The following is a 15358-nucleotide window of genomic DNA, read 5'->3' on the forward strand; positions in this document are numbered from 1 at the left end:
GATTTACACCACGCGAACGGTCGAGGCGACCAGGGTGAAACCGGCGGCGATCCCGTCGATCCTGTGCCCGGTCGAACGCGAGAAATCCTTGCGTAGCAGACATTTCGCCCGGTTTCGGCGATCCTGCCCCCATGATCGAGATCGTTCGTGGCGAACACGACACCGGACCCCCGAAGCACTCCGCACACCTGGAGAACCTCGAGCACGATTTCCTCGCGTCGATCGTCGTCTTCCTCGTCGCCGTCCCCCTGTCCCTCGGCGTGGCCTTCGCCGCCGGGGCGCCGCTGCTCTCCGGCCTGATCTCCGCGGTCGTCGGCGGGCTGGTCGCGAGCCTCTTCGGCGGATCGCCGCTGCAGGTCAGCGGGCCCTCCGCCGCCCTCACCGTGGTGCTGGCCGACACGATCGCCACCCACGGCTGGCCGGTCACCTGCGCGATCACCGTCGCCGCCGGCCTGCTCCAGATCCTCTTCGGCCTCACCCGGGCCGCCCGCGCCGCGCTCGCCGTGTCGCCGGCGATCGTGCACGGCCTGCTCGCCGGCATCGGCGTCACGCTCGTGCTCGGCCAGCTGCACGTCGTCCTCGGCGGCTCGGCCCAGGGCTCCGCGCCGGCCAACGTCCTGGCGCTGCCGGGGCAGGTCGCCGCCCACCACGACCAGGCCGTGCTGATCGGCGTCGTTACCCTCGGCGTCCTGCTGGCCTGGCCGCGGCTGCCGAACGCCGTCCGCCGCGTGCCCGCGCCGCTGGCCGCCGTCGCGCTGGCCACCGGCCTCTCCATCGCGACCGGCATGACCCTGCCGCGCGTCGACCTCCCCGCCGGGCTGCCCTCGCTGCACCTCGTGCCGCGGCTGCCGGACGGCGGCTGGGGCGGCTTCGCCGTCGCCGCGGTCACCATCGCGCTCATCGCCGGCCTGGAGAGCCTGCTGTCCGCGGTCTCGGTGGACAAGCTCCGCGGCGGCCCGCGCACCGACCTCGACCGCGAACTCATCGGGCAGGGCGCGGCGAACGTCGCCGCCGGCGCGCTCGGCGGCTTCCCCGTCACCGGCGTCATCGTGCGCAGCATGACCAACTTCGAGGCCGGCGCGCGCACCCGGGCCTCGGCGATCCTGCACTGCGGCTGGATCCTCGCCGCCTGCCTGCTGCTCACCGGCGTGCTGCGGCTGATCCCGCTGGCGGCGCTGGCCGCGCTGCTGGTGTACGTCGGGACGAAGCTGGTGAACCTGCACGGCCTCAAGGAAGTGCGGCGCCACGGCGACCTGCCGGTGTACGCGGTCACCCTGGCCGGCGCGGTGGCCGTCAACCTGCTCACCGGCGTCGCGGCGGGGGTCCTGCTGGCGCTGGCGATGATGCTGCGGCGGATGATCTTCTCCGGCATTCACGTCGAAAGGGAAAGCACCGGACGGGCGGGTGACCGCCACCGCGTCGTCATCGAAGGCGCGCTGACGTTCCTGTCCGTGCCGCGGCTGACCCGGGTGCTCGCCGACGTGCCCCCGCACGCCGAGGTCACCCTCGAGCTGCTCGTCGACTACCTCGACCACGCCGCGTTCGACTGCCTGCGCGGCTGGCAGCAGGCGCACGCCGGGCCGGTCACGGTCGACGAGATCGGGCACCCGTGGTTCGGGCGCGGCCGCGCGGGGGAGCCGACCGTGCGCCGCAGCGTCGCCGCGCGCGTGGTGCCGAGGTGGCTCGCGCCGTGGTCGGAGTGGCAGGCCGAGCACGTCGTGCTGCCCGCCCAGCGCACCGCCAGTTCCCTGCTGTGCCGCGGTGCTTCGGAGTTCCAGCGCCGCACGGCGCCGCTGCTGCGCGACACGTGGAGCGGGCTGGCGCACGGCCAGCAGCCGCACACGCTGTTCATCACCTGCGGCGACGCGCGGATCGTGCCGAACCTGATCACCACCAGCGGGCCGGGCGACCTGTTCACCGTGCGCAACATCGGCAACCTCGTGCCGCCGGCCGACGGCACGGACTCGTCGGTCGGCGCGGCGATCGAGTACGCCGTCGGCGTGCTCGAGGTCGCCGAGATCGTGGTGTGCGGCCATTCCGGCTGCGGCGCGATGAAGGCGCTGCTCGGCCGGGCCCCGGCCGGGCTCGACCAGCTCGGCAGCTGGCTGCGCCACGGCGAAGCGACGCTCCGGCGCCGCAGCCGCGAGGCACCGCTGCTGCTCGGCGGCGAGCGGCCGGCCGCCGAGGCCGATCAGCTGGCTCTGCAGAACGTGGCGCAGCAGCTGGAAATGCTGCGCGGCTACCCGGTGGTCGCGGCGGCCCTGGAGCGGGGCGCGCTGCGGCTGACCGGGATGTACTTCGACGTCGGCGCGGCGCAAGTGTCCCTTTTGGACGATGTGGTGCGCGGGTTCGTCCCCGCGGGGGCGCTGGAGCACTGACGAACCGACGGCGGCCACCTCCGTTGCCGGCGGAAGTGGCCGCCGTCGCGCAAAGCCTTGTGTCGTACGGAATTCAACTGTCACCTGACAGGCGGCGGCTTGTGAACGGCGTGTTAACGGGCTGCCCGGCATGTGACATCCGGGCTAATTGTGGCGATTTGTTCACTCGATCGGGTGGAACATAGCGGACATTTCACTCGATTTCCGGTTGCATGGTGATCATGAGACCCCTCGCCGTGCTCCGACACGACCTGCCGGCCTCACTGGTCGTCTTCCTCGTAGCCGTTCCCCTGTCCCTCGGCATCGCCCTCGCTTCGGGGGCCCCGGTCGCCGCCGGGCTGGTGGCCGCCGTCGTCGGCGGCATCGTCGCCGGCGCGCTCGGCGGCTCCGTGCTGCAAGTCAGCGGGCCCGCCGCCGGCCTGACCGTGGTCATGGCCGAAACCATCCAGACGTTCGGGTGGGTCGTCACCTGCGCGATCACCGTCGCCGCCGGCGCGTGCCAGATCCTGCTGGGGCTGAGCCGCATCGCGCGTGCCGCGCTGGCCATCTCGCCGGCGATCGTGCACGGCATGCTGGCCGGCATCGGCGTCACGATCGTGCTCGGCCAGCTGCACGTCATCCTCGGCGGCAAGGCCCAGAGCTCGGCCGTGGAGAACGTCGCCGAGCTGCCCGCCCAGATCATCGCCCACCACGACGCCGCCACCATCGTCGGCCTGATCACCATCGGCCTGCTGCTGCTCTGGCCGAAGCTGCCGGCCGCGGTCCGCAAGGTGCCGGGGCCGCTCGCCGCGATCGCGGTGGCCACGGTGGTGTCGGTGGTGTCCGGGATGACGCTCCCGCGCGTCGAACTGCCCGGTGACCTGCTGAACGTCCACCTCGTCCCGCAGCTGCCGGACGGCGGCTGGAGCGGGTTCGCCCTCGCCGTCGTCACGATCGCGCTGATCGCCAGCGTGGAGAGCCTGCTCTCGGCGGTCGCGGTCGACCGCATGCACACCGGGCCGCGCGCCAACCTCGACCGCGAGCTGGTCGGGCAGGGCGCGGCCAACATGCTCTCCGGCGCGCTGGGCGGCCTGCCCGTCACCGGCGTCATCGTCCGCAGCTCCACCAACGTCACCGCCGGGGCGAAGTCCCGGGCGTCGGCGGTGCTGCACGGTGTCTGGGTGCTGCTGTTCGTCGTCCTGCTCGCCGGGCTGATCCAGAGCATCCCGCTGGCCGCGCTGGCCGGGCTGCTCGTGCACGTCGGCGCGAAGCTGGTCAACCCCGGGCACATGAAGACCGTGCTGGCCCACGGCGACCTGCCCGTGTACCTGCTCACCCTCGCCGGCGTCGTGGTGTTCGACCTGCTCACCGGCGTGCTGGCGGGCATCGGGCTGGCGGTGGTGCTGATGCTGCGCCGCACGGTCTGGTCGGGTATCCACATCGAACGGGAGGGTGACGACTGGCGCGTCGTCGTCGAAGGTGTGCTGACGTTCCTGTCGGTGCCGCGGCTGTCGAAGGTGCTCGGGACCGTCCCGGGCGGGGTCACCGTGCGGCTGGAACTGGTCGTCGACTACCTCGACCACGCCGCGTTCGAGAGCCTGCACACCTGGCAGCAGGCGCACGAGCGCGCCGGCGGCACGGTGGAGGTCGACGAAGTCGGCCACCCGTGGTTCGGCGAGGGCAAGGCGGGCCGCCCGACGCGGTCCCGGGTCGCCGCGAGCCGGGCGGTGCCGCGCTGGCTGGCGCCGTGGTCGGAGTGGCAGGCGGCGGAAGCGGTCGAGATCCCGGCCCAGCAGACCCGACGCGGCGCCACGGAGTTCCACCGCCGCGCGGCCCCGCTGCTGCGTGACACGCTGTCGGGCCTGGCCGACGGCCAGCGGCCGCGCACCCTGTTCATCACCTGCGGTGATTCCCGGATCGTGCCGAACCTGATCACGACGAGCGGGCCGGGCGACCTGTTCACCATCCGCAACATCGGCAACCTGGTCCCGCCGGGCCAGGCGGACGCGTCGATGAACGCCTCGATCGAGTACGCGGTGGGCGTCCTCGGGGTCGAGGAGATCGTGGTGTGCGGCCACTCGAGCTGCGGTGCGATGGCGGCACTGGCCGACGGTCCGCCGCCGGGGCCGCTGTCGGCCTGGCTGCGCCACGCGGAACCGAGCGCGCACCGGCTGGGCTCGGCCACCCTCGACGGCGCGGTCCCGGACCGGGAGGGCGATCGGCTGGCGCTGCACAACGTCCTCCAGCAGCTGGAGCACCTGCGCGAGTACCCGGCGGTGGCGGCGGCCGAGCCGGCCGGGAAGCTGCAGCTGACGGGGATGTACTTCCACGTCGGCGACGCCCAGGTGTACCTGTTCGACGCGGCCGGGCGGACGTTCCGCCCGGCCGGGGCGCCGGTGGTGGTGCCGGGCGCCTGACCCGCCGGTCGCGTTGCCCGAGGTGCGAGCCGGGTCCGCTTCCGGCGGGCCCGGCTCGCTCCGCACGGTCGCCGCGGCCCGCCTCCGCAGGCCCGTGAAGCCCGGCGCCGCGCGGGCCGCCGGCCGCCCTGACCACGGCCCGCGTGCGCGCCCCGCCCCGGAGTCACTATGTTGATGGCCCGTGACCATGCTGGTGATGACGGGGACCGGGACCGGGGTCGGCAAGACGATCACCACGGCGGCGATCGCGGCCCTGGCGGTGGCCGGGGGACAGCGGGTGGCCGTGCTGAAGCCGGCCCAGACCGGGGTGCGGCCCGATGAGCCGGGTGACCTCCAGGACGTCGTCCGCCTCGCGGGGCCGGACGTCACCACGCGCGAACTGCGCCGCTACCCGGATCCCCTGTCACCGGAGGCCGCCGCCCGGCGCAGTGGGCTGCCGTCGCTCGATCCCGGCGAAATCGCCCAAGCCGCGTCCGACCTCGACACCGCGCACGACCTCACCCTCATCGAGGGCGCCGGCGGGCTGCTCGTGCGTTTCGACCGCGCCGGCGCGAGCCTCGCCGACGTCGCCTGGTCGCTCGGCTCGCTCGTGATCATCGTGGCCGAGGCCGGGCTCGGCACGCTGAACGCCACCGCGCTCACCGCCGAGGTCGCCGGCAAGCGCGGGCTGACCGTCGCCGGCGTGATCATCGGCGCGTGGCCGGCCGAACCGGACCTCGCGGCGCTGTCCAACCTCGAAGACCTGCCGGTCGCGGCGGGGGCACCCCTGCTCGGCGTGCTGCCCGCCGGCATCGGCCGGTCCTCCCGCGAGGACTTCCTGGCCGCGGCGCGGGCCGGGCTCTCGCCGTGGTTCGGCGGCGAATTCGACCCGGAACTTTTCGCTGGTTGCGCTTCCGCCGGGAAGTGACCTGCATCGCTGTCGCCTCGACGCACCTTCGTGCACGATGAGGGACGCTTTCCGCACCACCTCGATCAAGGAGCCGCCGTGACCGCAGTCCCGGACACCGATGTCAGTGACAGCCGGGGCTCCGCCCCGGGCCGGGGGCTCCGCCACCCGGAGCCCCCGAAGGATGTCCTCGCCCTGGCACGCGAGCAGGTCCTCGAAAACGGCGTCGGCCTCGGTGAACAGCAGGTCCTCGACGTGCTCCGGCTGCCCGACGACCGGCTGCCCGACCTCCTCGCTCTGGCGCACGAGGTGCGGATGCGCTGGTGCGGGCCGGAGGTCGAGGTCGAAGGCATCATCAGCCTGAAGACCGGCGGCTGCCCCGAGGACTGCCACTTCTGCTCCCAGTCCGGCCGCTTCCCGACGCCGGTGCGCTCGGCGTGGCTCGACATCCCGAACCTGGTCAAGGCCGCCCGGCAGACCGCCGAAACCGGCGCGACGGAGTTCTGCATCGTCGCCGCCGTCCGCGGGCCGGACCAGCGGCTGCTCTCGCAGGTCCGCGAGGGCGTTCGCGCGATCCGCGCGGACGGGAACGACATCCAGATCGCCTGCTCGCTGGGCATGCTGACGCAGGAGCAGGTCGACGAGCTCGTCGACATGGGCGTCCACCGCTACAACCACAACCTCGAGACGGCGCGTTCGCACTTCCCGTCGGTGGTCACGACGCACACGTGGGAAGAGCGCTGGGACACCCTGCGCATGGTCGCCGACGCGGGCATGGAGGTCTGCTGCGGCGGCATCATCGGCATGGGGGAGACGGTCGAGCAGCGCGCGGAGTTCGCTGTGCAGCTGGCCGAGCTGAACCCGCACGAGGTGCCGATGAACTTCCTCATCCCGCAGCCGGGCACGCCGTACGAGCACTACGAGATCGTCGAGGGTCGCGACGCGCTGCGGACGGTCGCGGCGTTCCGGCTCGCGATGCCGCGCACGATGCTGCGCTTCGCCGGCGGCCGCGAGCTCACGCTGGGCGACCTCGGTGCGGAGCAGGGCATGCTCGGCGGGATCAACGCGATCATCGTCGGCAACTACCTGACCAACCTGGGCCGGCCGGCTTCGGCGGACCTGGAGATGCTGGACGAGCTCAAGATGCCCATCAAGGCCCTCAGTGACAGCCTCTGACGCGGCCTTTTGTGTCCACTGTGGACAGCAGTTGCCGGGTGGGGCGGACCACCCGGCGTGCCACAACCCCCGGACGGCGCTGGAACCACCGCGCTACTGCACGTTCTGCGCGCGCCGGCTGGTGGTCCAGGTGAGCCCGCTCGGCTGGACGGCCCGCTGCAGCCGCCACGGCGAGACCGCGAGCGGCTGACGGCGGCGTGGGGTAACGAACCGGATCGTTCATCAGTGGGGCGGGCCGGCTGGTGCGGCGCGGTGACGAACCGGATCGTTCAGCACGAGTCCGCACGGTCCGCGTCGGCGACACGGCGAGCGGCTCACCCCGCCCACGCCTCGACCGGTTACGCTCGGTGGCACTGTTGCAGGAGGGAGTCCTGGTGAGTGAGTCGTCGGGGCCCGCGCACCGGCCGTCGGCCGTCGCCGGCCCGTGGTCGGTGCCCGTGCTGGTCCGGGAGCGGCGGCCGCGCGTCGTCGTGAAGGCCGACCTGCTGCCCGCCATCAGCGTGCTCGGCACCCTGAGCCTGCTGAGCTTCCCGCTCGCCTTCGCGTGGTCGCGGCTCGCGCCGCCGGAGCGGGTGCGCATCGTCGCCGCCGACGGCACCCAGGGCGCCCTGGAGCTGGAGAGCTGGCACCGGTTCGACGACCTGGCCGTCTTCGGCTTCCTCACGCTCGGGCTGGGGATCGTCGTCGGCGTCGTCTGCTGGCTGCTGCGCGAACGGCGCGGGCCGGTGGTCTTCCTCGCCGCGGTGCTCGGCGTCGCGCTCGCCGGCGCGCTCGCCATGCTGCTCGGCGTCGGCTGGGCGAACAGCCACTACGCCATCTCCAGCCCGCCCGCGCTGGGTTCGGTGATCGAACTGGCGCCACGCCTGGAGTCGTGGTGGGTGCTGCTGACCGGCCCGCTCGGCGTGTCGATCGCCTACAGCCTGCTGACCACCTGGAACGGGCGCGACGACCTGGGTCGCCGCCTCGGCTGACCGCTTTCCCCTAAGGTGGTGTCCGTCACCTACAGGGGGGATCCAGCAGTGACCGAGGACATCGAGGTTTCGCGGCACAACGCCGTCCGCTTTCCCGGCATCAGCCCGCGCGCGTACGAGCACCCGGTGGACCGCGGCGCGCTCGCCACGTTGCGCGCGGTGCCGGGCTTCGCCCAGGTCGTGAAGGCGGTTTCGGGCTTCTACAACGAGCGCGGCGAGCGGCTGATGGCGCTGGCGTCGTCGATCCGCGTCGGGCCGAAGCAGTACCCGGAGCTCGAGCGGCTGCGCCACGAATGCGCCGAGACGCTGGACCTGCCCGCGGTGCCGAACCTGTTCGTCTTCCAGAACGCGCAGATCCAGGCGCAGACGGTCGGCATGGACGAGCCGTTCATCGCGATCAGCACCGGGCTCGTCGAGCTGATGAACCAGGAGTCCCTGCGATTCGTGCTCGGCCACGAGATGGGGCACGTGCTCTCCGGGCACGCGGTCTACCGCACGATCATGGTGCGCCTGATCAGCCTGCAGCTGGCGATGTCCTGGACGCCGGTCAGCGCGCTCGGCATCCGCGCGATCATCGCGGCGCTGCGCGAGTGGTTCCGCAAGGCCGAGCTGTCGTGCGACCGCGCCGGCCTGCTGTGCAGCCAGGACCCGACGGCGGCGCTGCGCGCCCAGATCCAGGTGGCGGGCGGCATCGACCCGGCGCGCATCGACGTCCCGTCGTTCCTGCAGCAGGCCGCGGAATACGAGTCGGTCGAGGACATCCGCGACAGCTTCCTCAAGCTGAAGTCGGTCGAGACGGAGTCGCACCCGTTCGCGGTGGTGCGCGCGGCGCAGCTGCAGAAGTGGGCGGCCTCGGAGAACTACCGCGCGATCCTGGCGGGCGACTACGTGCGCCGGGATGCCGAAAGCCCGTCGTCGGACTGGAAGGACGACCTGAAGTCGGCGGCCCAGTCGTACAAGGAATCGTGGAACTCGTCGACGGACCCGCTGACGAAGGTGTTCAGCGACGTCGGCGAAGCGGTTTCGGGCGCCGCGGGCAAGGTGTGGAACAAGTTCGGCAACGGGAACGGGAACGGCGCCGCGGACTGAGTCAGTTCAAGCTGGCCGGGCGGCTCAGATCGGTCAGCTCGCCCGGCGGCAGCGGCACCGCGCCCAGCGTGTTCAGGAAGCCCGCTTCCCGCGTCAGCAGGCGGCAGGCGATGCGGAGCCGGCGCAGCGGGTGGCGTTCCTCCAGCAACCGCTGGCGGTCCTCCAGCGGCAGCAGGCAGTCCGCCGCCAGCACGTAGGCCAGCTCGGCGATCGTCGTGTCCGGGTCCGGGGCGGTCCAGTCGTCGCTGCGCCACGCCGTTTCGCAGTACCGCCGGTGCGCCGCGCGGGCGACCGTCGCCAGGCGCTCGGCCATGCCGCCGGCCGGGGTCACCGGGTCGTCGTCGATCCACTCCACCGAGGCGATCAGGTACGGCGCGGAAACGCAGTCGAGCTCGCGCAGGCGGAAGCGGCGCTGGGCCTGCGTCACGACGTCGAACCGGCCGTCCGGCAGGCGTTTGGCCTCGCGCAGCACCGTGCTGCAGCCGATCTCGTACAACTGGTCCAGACCACGGACCTCGCGGGTCAGCGACGACCGCAGGGCGACCACGCCGAACTCGCGGCCCGGCACCGTGCCGCTCACCAGGTCCGCCGTCAGCTGCCGGTACCGCGGTTCGAAGATGTGCAGCGGGAGATTGGTGCCGGGCAGCAGCACGGTCTGGAGCGGGAACAACGGCAGGATCGTCGTCGTCGCGTCACTTTCCGATTCCGGCTCGGTCACGGGTCCCACGGTAGAGGCAGAACGCCTTCGCCGCAGGATGGTCACCGGTTGGGTGGTTTGAAAACCGCGAAGGGGTCGGTGATCTGCATGCCCTTGCCGGCGAAGGAGAACAACGCCGCGGGACGGCCGCCCGCGCGGCCCGGCGGGGCCGTGTGGCCGGTCGGCACCAGCAGTCCGCGGCGGGAAAGGACCCGCTGCAGGTTGGTCGCCGAGACGCGGTAGCCCAGCGCCGCCGAATACAGGCCGCGCAGCGCCGAAATCGTGAACTCGTCGGGTGCGAGCGCGAAGCCGAGGTTCGTGTACGACAGCTTCGACCGCAGCCGGTCGCGGGCGCGCAGCACGATCGCCTCGTGGTCGAACGCCGTGCGCGGCAGCTTCGCGACGTCGTGCCACTGGGTGTCCTCGGGCACCTCGGGGTCGACATCGGAGGGCACCAGGCCGAGGAACGCCGTCGCCACCACACGCGGCCCCGGGACGCGGTCGGGGTCGCTGAACACCGCGAGCTGCTCGACGTGCTTGAGCTGGCGGACGTCCACCTTCTCGGCGAGCTGGCGCCGGATCGACGTCTCGACGTCCTCGTCGGGCCGCAGCCGCCCGCCCGGCAGCGACCAGCGGCCCAGGTGCGGGTCGAGCGCGCGCCGCCACAACAGCACCCTCAGTGTGTCCGAGCGCACTTGAAGGACCGCGCCCAAAACCTCGTGGGCGAGGGGGGCCTGGGTGTTAAGATGACTTCGCACGGTTTTCGATTGTAAGGCGAAAACCGGAGACAGGTCCAGGAGGGCCAGCATGACTTCGACGCTCGAACAAGATCTCACCCCCTACGGCGGGGTCGAGGCGAACGCGGCCTGGGCGGAGGAGGTGCGGCGCCTGGCGAAGCAGCGCGACGCGGTCCTGCTCGCGCACAACTACCAGGTCCCGGAGATCCAGGACATCGCCGACCACACCGGCGACTCCCTCGCGCTCAGCCGGATCGCGGCGAGCAGTGACGCGTCCACCATCGTCTTCTGCGGCGTGCACTTCATGGCCGAAACCGCGAAGATCCTGGCGCCGGAAAAGACGGTCCTGATCCCGGACGCGCGGGCCGGCTGCTCGCTGGCCGACTCCATCACCGGCGCCGAGCTGCGCGCCTGGAAGGCCGAGCACCCGGGCGCGGTGGTCGTCTCCTACGTCAACACCACGGCCGAGGTCAAAGCCGAGACCGACATCTGCTGCACGTCCTCGAACGCCGTGGACGTCGTCGCCTCCATCCCCGCTGACCAGGAGGTTCTCTTCCTCCCGGACCAGTTCCTCGGCGCCCACGTCAAGCGCGTCACCGGCCGGGAGAACGTGCACGTCTGGGCCGGGGAGTGCCACGTCCACGCGGGCATCAACGGTGCCGAGCTGGCCGAGCGCGCGGCCGCGGAGCCGGACGCCGACCTGTTCATCCACCCGGAGTGCGGGTGCGCGACGTCGGCGCTCTACCTGGCCGGCGAGGGCGCGGTGGCGCCGGAGCGGGTCAAGATCCTCTCGACCGGCGACATGGTCCACGAGGCGCGCGACACGAAGGCCAAGACCGTGCTGGTGGCCACCGAGATCGGCATGATCCACCAGCTCCGCAAGGCCGCGCCGGGCATCGACTTCCGTGCGGTGAACGACCGCGCGTCCTGCCGGTACATGAAGATGATCACCCCCGCGGCGCTGCTGCGGTGCCTGCGTGACGGCCTCGACGAGGTCCACGTCGACGTCGAGACGGCCGCTCGCGCCCGGGCCTCGGTGCAGCGGATGATCGAAATCGGGCAGCCCGGCGGCGGCGAATGACGCCGCCGGTTAATGACCCACGGGCGAAAACCCCGGTCTGGGAAGCGCGTGCCGACCTCGTCGTGATCGGCAGCGGCGTCGCGGGATTGACTGCGGCGCTGCGGGCGCAGGCGCTCGGGCTGCACGTCCTGGTGATCACCAAGGCCGCCGTCGCGGACGGCAACACGCGCTGGGCCCAGGGCGGCGTCGCCGTGGTCCTGGAAGACCAGCACGACCTCGACGACTCCGTCGCCAAGCACGCGGAAGACACCTTCACCGCGGGCGCCGGGCTGGTCGACGAGCCGGCGGCGCGCTCGATCCTCGACGGCGGACCGGCCGCGGTCGCCCGGCTGCGGGCCGACGGCGCGCGGTTCGACGCTTCCGGGAACGGCCTGCTCGCCCGGGCCCGCGAGGGCGGGCACAGCGCGTTCCGCGTGATCCACGCGGGCGGCGACGCGACCGGCGCCGAGGTCGAACGCGCCCTGGTCGCGCAGGCCGGGCAGGCGGGGGTGCCGGTGCTGGAGCACCACATCGCCGTCGACGCGCTGCGCACCCCCGGCGGCCGGGTCGCCGGCGTGACGGTGCTGGACCGCCACGGCGTGCCCGGCGTCGTCCGGGCTTCGGCCGTGCTGGTGGCCAGCGGCGGGATCGGGCAGCTCTACCAGGCGACGTCGAACCCGGAGATCGCCACCGGCGACGGGCTCGCGCTCGCGCTGCGGGCCGGCGCGACCGTCGCGGACATCGAGTTCGTCCAGTTCCACCCGACCGTGCTCTACACACCGGGCGCGCGCGGCCGCTGCCCGCTGGTCACCGAGGCGGTGCGCGGGGAGGGCGCGACGCTGGTCGACGGCGCCGGCCTGCCGGTGATGCGGGGCGTGCACCCGCTCGGCGACCTCGCCCCGCGCGACGTCGTCTCGGGGGCGATCACGCGGCGGATGGCGACCGCGCCCGGCGGCGTCGACGACCACGTCTTCCTCGACGCGACTTCGATCGCGGGGTTCGCGCAGCGGTTCCCGACGGTGTTCGCGGCGTGCGCGGCGCTGGGCCTCGACCCCGCGGTGGACCCGATCCCGGTGACCCCGGCGGCGCACTTCTCGTGCGGCGGTGTGGTGACCACTGTGGACGGACGCTCGTCGGTGGCCGGGCTGTACGCGGCCGGCGAGGTCGCGCGGACCGGGCTGCACGGCGCGAACCGCCTGGCGTCCAACAGCCTGCTCGAAGGCCTGGTCGTCGGGCAGCGCGTCGCGGAGGCCGTCGCGGCGGACCTCGCGGCCGGGCTGCTGGCCGATCCCGCGCGCGGGCGCCTGCCGTCGTGGACCACCGCGCCGGCGGCGGACCGCGACTCGCTGCAGCGCGTGATGAGCCGGTACGCGGCGATCGGCCGTGACGCCGACGGGCTGGCGGCGGCCGGTTCCGTGCTCGACCTGTCTCTTTCGGACACTCCCCTGTGGACACATGCGGCGGTCGAGGACGCAGCGCTGACGGTGGCGGCGCAGGCGTTGCTGGCCGCGGCCGTCCGGCGCACCGAGTCGCGGGGCTGTCACGTGCGATCCGACTTCCCGGGGCGCGACGACGGCTGGCGGCGCAGCCAGCACATCCGGCTCAGCCCGTCCGGCCAGCCCGTGCTGGCCGACCCGATCCCCCTGGAGGGTGTGGCATGACGTTCCCCATCTCCGAGGCCGTCCGCGGGCTGATCGCGGCGGCGGGCCTCGACGTCGACGACGTCACGCGGGTGGTCACCACGGCGCTCGGCGAGGACCTGCGGTACGGGCCGGACGCGACGACGGCGTCGACCGTGCCCGCTTCGGCGGTGGCGGTCGCCGAGCTGACCCCGCGGGTCGACGGCGTGGTCGCCGGGCTGCCGGTGGCACTCGCGGTGTTCGACATGGTGCTGGGCGACGGTTACGAGGTGCTGGCGCGGCGCGAAGACGGCGATCGGCTGGTCGCGGGCGAGCCCGCGCTGGTGCTGGCCGGCCCGGTGCGCGGGCTCCTCACGGCCGAGCGCACGGCGCTGAACCTGCTGTGCCACCTCTCCGGCGTCGCCACCGCGACCGCCTCCTGGGTGTCCGAAGTGGACGGTACCGGGTGCGCGATCCGGGACTCCCGCAAGACGTTGCCGGGGCTGCGGCTGCTGCAGAAGTACGCCGTCCGCTGCGGTGGCGGGGTCAACCACCGGCTGGGCCTCGGCGACGCGGTGCTGATCAAGGACAACCACGTCGTCGCCGCGGGTTCGGTGACGGCGGCGCTGGCCGCGGCCCGGGCGCACGCGCCGGAACTGGCCTGCGAGATCGAGGTCGACACCCTGGACCAGCTCGAGGAAGCACTGGCCGCCGGGGCGGACGAGGTGCTGCTGGACAACTTCACACCGGAGGAGTGCCGCCGGGCGGTGGCGCGCCGCGACGAAGTCTCCCCGAAGACACGGCTGGAATCCTCTGGTGGCCTCACCCTCGACCGTGGTAAGGCCTACGCGTGGTCCGGTGTGGACTATCTGTCCGTGGGCGGGCTGACCCATTCGTCACCCGCGCTGGATCTCGGCATGGACCTTCGCTGAGAGGGCGTTCCGGGCTAGACTGACGGTGGCGGATTCCTTGTCCGCCACCGTCTTTCGGCTTCGGGGGTGCGGGTGCGGTTACCGGCGGTGCTCGCGGTGGCGGGCCTCGTGGCGGCATCGGGCGTCTCGGGCGTCTCGGGCGTCTCGGGTGTCTTCGGGGCGCCGGCCGCTTCGGCGCAAGGCTGCGCGAACCCGTCCGGCACCTACACCGGCGAGGTCCCGTGGGGCCAGCGCCTGGTCGACCCGGCGCGGCTGTGGCCGCTGACGCGAGGCGGCGGCCAGCTGGTGGCCGTGATCGGCACCGGCGTCGACGCGCAGAACACCCAGTTCGCCCCCGGCCAGCTCGACAGCGGCGCCGGCACCGAGCGCACGGACTGCGACGGCCGCGGCACGATCGCGGCCGGGATCGTCGGCGCCCAGCCGGATCCGTCGACGACGTTCGCGGGTGTCGCGCCCGGCGTGCGGCTGCTGCCGATCCGGTACACCACCGGCGACGGCGGTGATCCGGGCGAGCTCGCCGCGGCGATCGACCGGGCGGCGGACCGGCGGGCGGGCGTGATCCTGGTCGCCGTGCCCGCGGCGTCCGACAGCCCGGCGCTGGCGGCGGCGGTCTCACGGGCGCGCGCGAAAGGGGCGGTGGTCGTCTCGGCGGCGTCGGCGACCCAGCAGGGCGCGCGGACGTACCCGACGGCGACGTCCGGAGTCCTGGCCGCCGGCTCGGTGAACGCCGCGGGCGAGCCGGTGCAGACGGAAGCGGGGGACTACGTCGGCGTCGCGGCGCCGGGAGCGGAGCTGGTGAGCACGTCGGCGGGGGCGGCCGGCGCGGTGGCGCACCGCTGGCCGGTGACCGACCCGGGCCTTGCGGCGGCGTACGTCGCCGGGGTCGCGGCGCTGGTCCGGGCGTACCACCCGGAGCTGTCCGGCGACCAGGTCGTCACGCGCTTGACGTTGACGGCCCACCGCCCGCCGTCCGGTGGCCACGACCCGCGGCTGGGCTGGGGAGTCCTGGACGCCTACGCGGCGGTGTCGTCGACCCTGCCCGCCGACGTCGCCCCGCCCGGCGCTCGTCCCCCGGCTGCTTCGTCGCCGATGGTGGTCCCGGCCGCGGCCCCGCCACCCCGGCCGACGGACATCCCGGCGGGCACGATCGCCCTGGCCGGGGTCGCCTTGGCCGCGGCCGCCGGAGTGACGGTGGCGGCGGTCCGCCGCGCCCGCCGCCGAGCCTGGCGCCCCACCCGCTTCACCCGGTAACGCGTGTCGTCCACCTGAGTACGCGTGTCGTCCATCGGCGTACGCGTGTCGTCCATCCGGTCACGCGAACTCGCGTACCGGAACGGCGAACTCGCGTACGTGGACGGACGACATGCGTCCGCAGACGGACGACACGCGTACCTGGATGGACGACACGCGTACGTGG

General features: G+C 73.2%; 13 protein-coding genes. 11 read left to right on the top strand and 2 right to left on the bottom strand.

The genetic code is table 11. The features are described from left to right. The first annotated feature begins 131 nt into the window (after positions 1 to 131). The 7 genes from ISP_RS11790 to ISP_RS11820 all read left to right on the top strand — a co-directional run bounded on the left by ISP_RS11790 (position 132) and on the right by ISP_RS11820 (position 8896). Positions 132 to 2378: a bifunctional SulP family inorganic anion transporter/carbonic anhydrase gene (locus ISP_RS11790; protein WP_013224094.1), complete on the top strand. Its 2247-nt coding sequence runs from the start codon at positions 132 to 134 to the stop codon at positions 2376 to 2378. Between the two features lie 212 nt (positions 2379 to 2590). Beyond that, positions 2591 to 4774, top strand: coding sequence for a SulP family inorganic anion transporter (locus ISP_RS11795; RefSeq protein ID WP_013224095.1), 2184 nt, complete (start codon positions 2591 to 2593; stop codon positions 4772 to 4774). A gap of 187 nt (positions 4775 to 4961) precedes the next feature. Further along, positions 4962 to 5681, top strand: coding sequence for a dethiobiotin synthase (gene bioD / locus ISP_RS11800; RefSeq protein WP_176742103.1), 720 nt, complete (start codon positions 4962 to 4964; stop codon positions 5679 to 5681). Positions 5682 to 5855: 174 nt separating this feature from the next. Next, on the top strand, positions 5856 to 6836 hold the full coding sequence (bioB, locus tag ISP_RS11805) for a biotin synthase BioB (protein WP_049878228.1): 981 nt from the start codon (positions 5856 to 5858) through the stop codon (positions 6834 to 6836). Beyond that, a complete protein-coding gene (gene bsaP, locus ISP_RS11810) occupies positions 6823 to 7026 on the top strand; it encodes a biotin synthase auxiliary protein BsaP (RefSeq protein WP_034284307.1) in 204 nt (67 codons plus the stop codon). The genes bioB and bsaP overlap by 14 nt, the downstream gene beginning before the upstream one ends. Positions 7027 to 7210: 184 nt before the next feature. Then, positions 7211 to 7807 carry a DUF2567 domain-containing protein gene (locus ISP_RS11815; protein WP_013224098.1) on the top strand — a complete coding sequence of 199 codons (597 nt, stop codon included), beginning with the start codon at positions 7211 to 7213 and terminating at the stop codon, positions 7805 to 7807. Positions 7808 to 7855: 48 nt separating this feature from the next. After that, complete coding sequence (locus ISP_RS11820; RefSeq protein ID WP_013224099.1) at positions 7856 to 8896, top strand: M48 family metallopeptidase; 1041 nt, start codon at positions 7856 to 7858, stop codon at positions 8894 to 8896. 1 nt (position 8897) lies between these two features. Here ISP_RS11820 and ISP_RS11825 read toward each other — a convergent pair whose 3' ends face one another. Further along, entirely contained in the window at positions 8898 to 9614 is a 717-nt protein-coding gene (locus tag ISP_RS11825; RefSeq protein WP_014466787.1) for an LON peptidase substrate-binding domain-containing protein, read from the bottom strand. A 41-nt stretch (positions 9615 to 9655) separates the two neighbouring features. After that, a complete protein-coding gene (locus ISP_RS11830; RefSeq protein ID WP_013224101.1) occupies positions 9656 to 10288 on the bottom strand; it encodes an NUDIX hydrolase in 633 nt (210 codons plus the stop codon). A gap of 112 nt (positions 10289 to 10400) precedes the next feature. Here ISP_RS11830 and nadA point away from each other — a divergent pair, with 112 nt between their 5' ends. From nadA to ISP_RS11850, 4 genes are all read left to right on the top strand, one after another. Continuing rightward, positions 10401 to 11411, top strand: a complete 1011-nt coding sequence (nadA, locus tag ISP_RS11835; protein WP_013224102.1) for a quinolinate synthase NadA — start codon at positions 10401 to 10403, stop codon at positions 11409 to 11411. Continuing rightward, positions 11408 to 13051: an L-aspartate oxidase gene (locus ISP_RS11840; RefSeq protein ID WP_071831489.1), complete on the top strand. Its 1644-nt coding sequence runs from the start codon at positions 11408 to 11410 to the stop codon at positions 13049 to 13051. Before nadA ends, ISP_RS11840 begins: the two co-directional genes overlap by 4 nt. After that, complete coding sequence (gene nadC / locus ISP_RS11845) at positions 13048 to 13941, top strand: carboxylating nicotinate-nucleotide diphosphorylase (protein ID WP_013224104.1); 894 nt, start codon at positions 13048 to 13050, stop codon at positions 13939 to 13941. The genes ISP_RS11840 and nadC overlap by 4 nt, the downstream gene beginning before the upstream one ends. Positions 13942 to 14028: 87 nt before the next feature. After that, the gene (locus tag ISP_RS11850; protein WP_013224105.1) at positions 14029 to 15192 is read left to right on the top strand and encodes a S8 family serine peptidase; all 1164 of its coding nucleotides are present in this window, start codon (positions 14029 to 14031) and stop codon (positions 15190 to 15192) included. Positions 15193 to 15358: the final 166 nt, after the last annotated feature.

It is taken from the genome of Amycolatopsis mediterranei, assembly GCF_026017845.1.
Lineage (GTDB): Bacteria > Actinomycetota > Actinomycetes > Mycobacteriales > Pseudonocardiaceae > Amycolatopsis > Amycolatopsis mediterranei.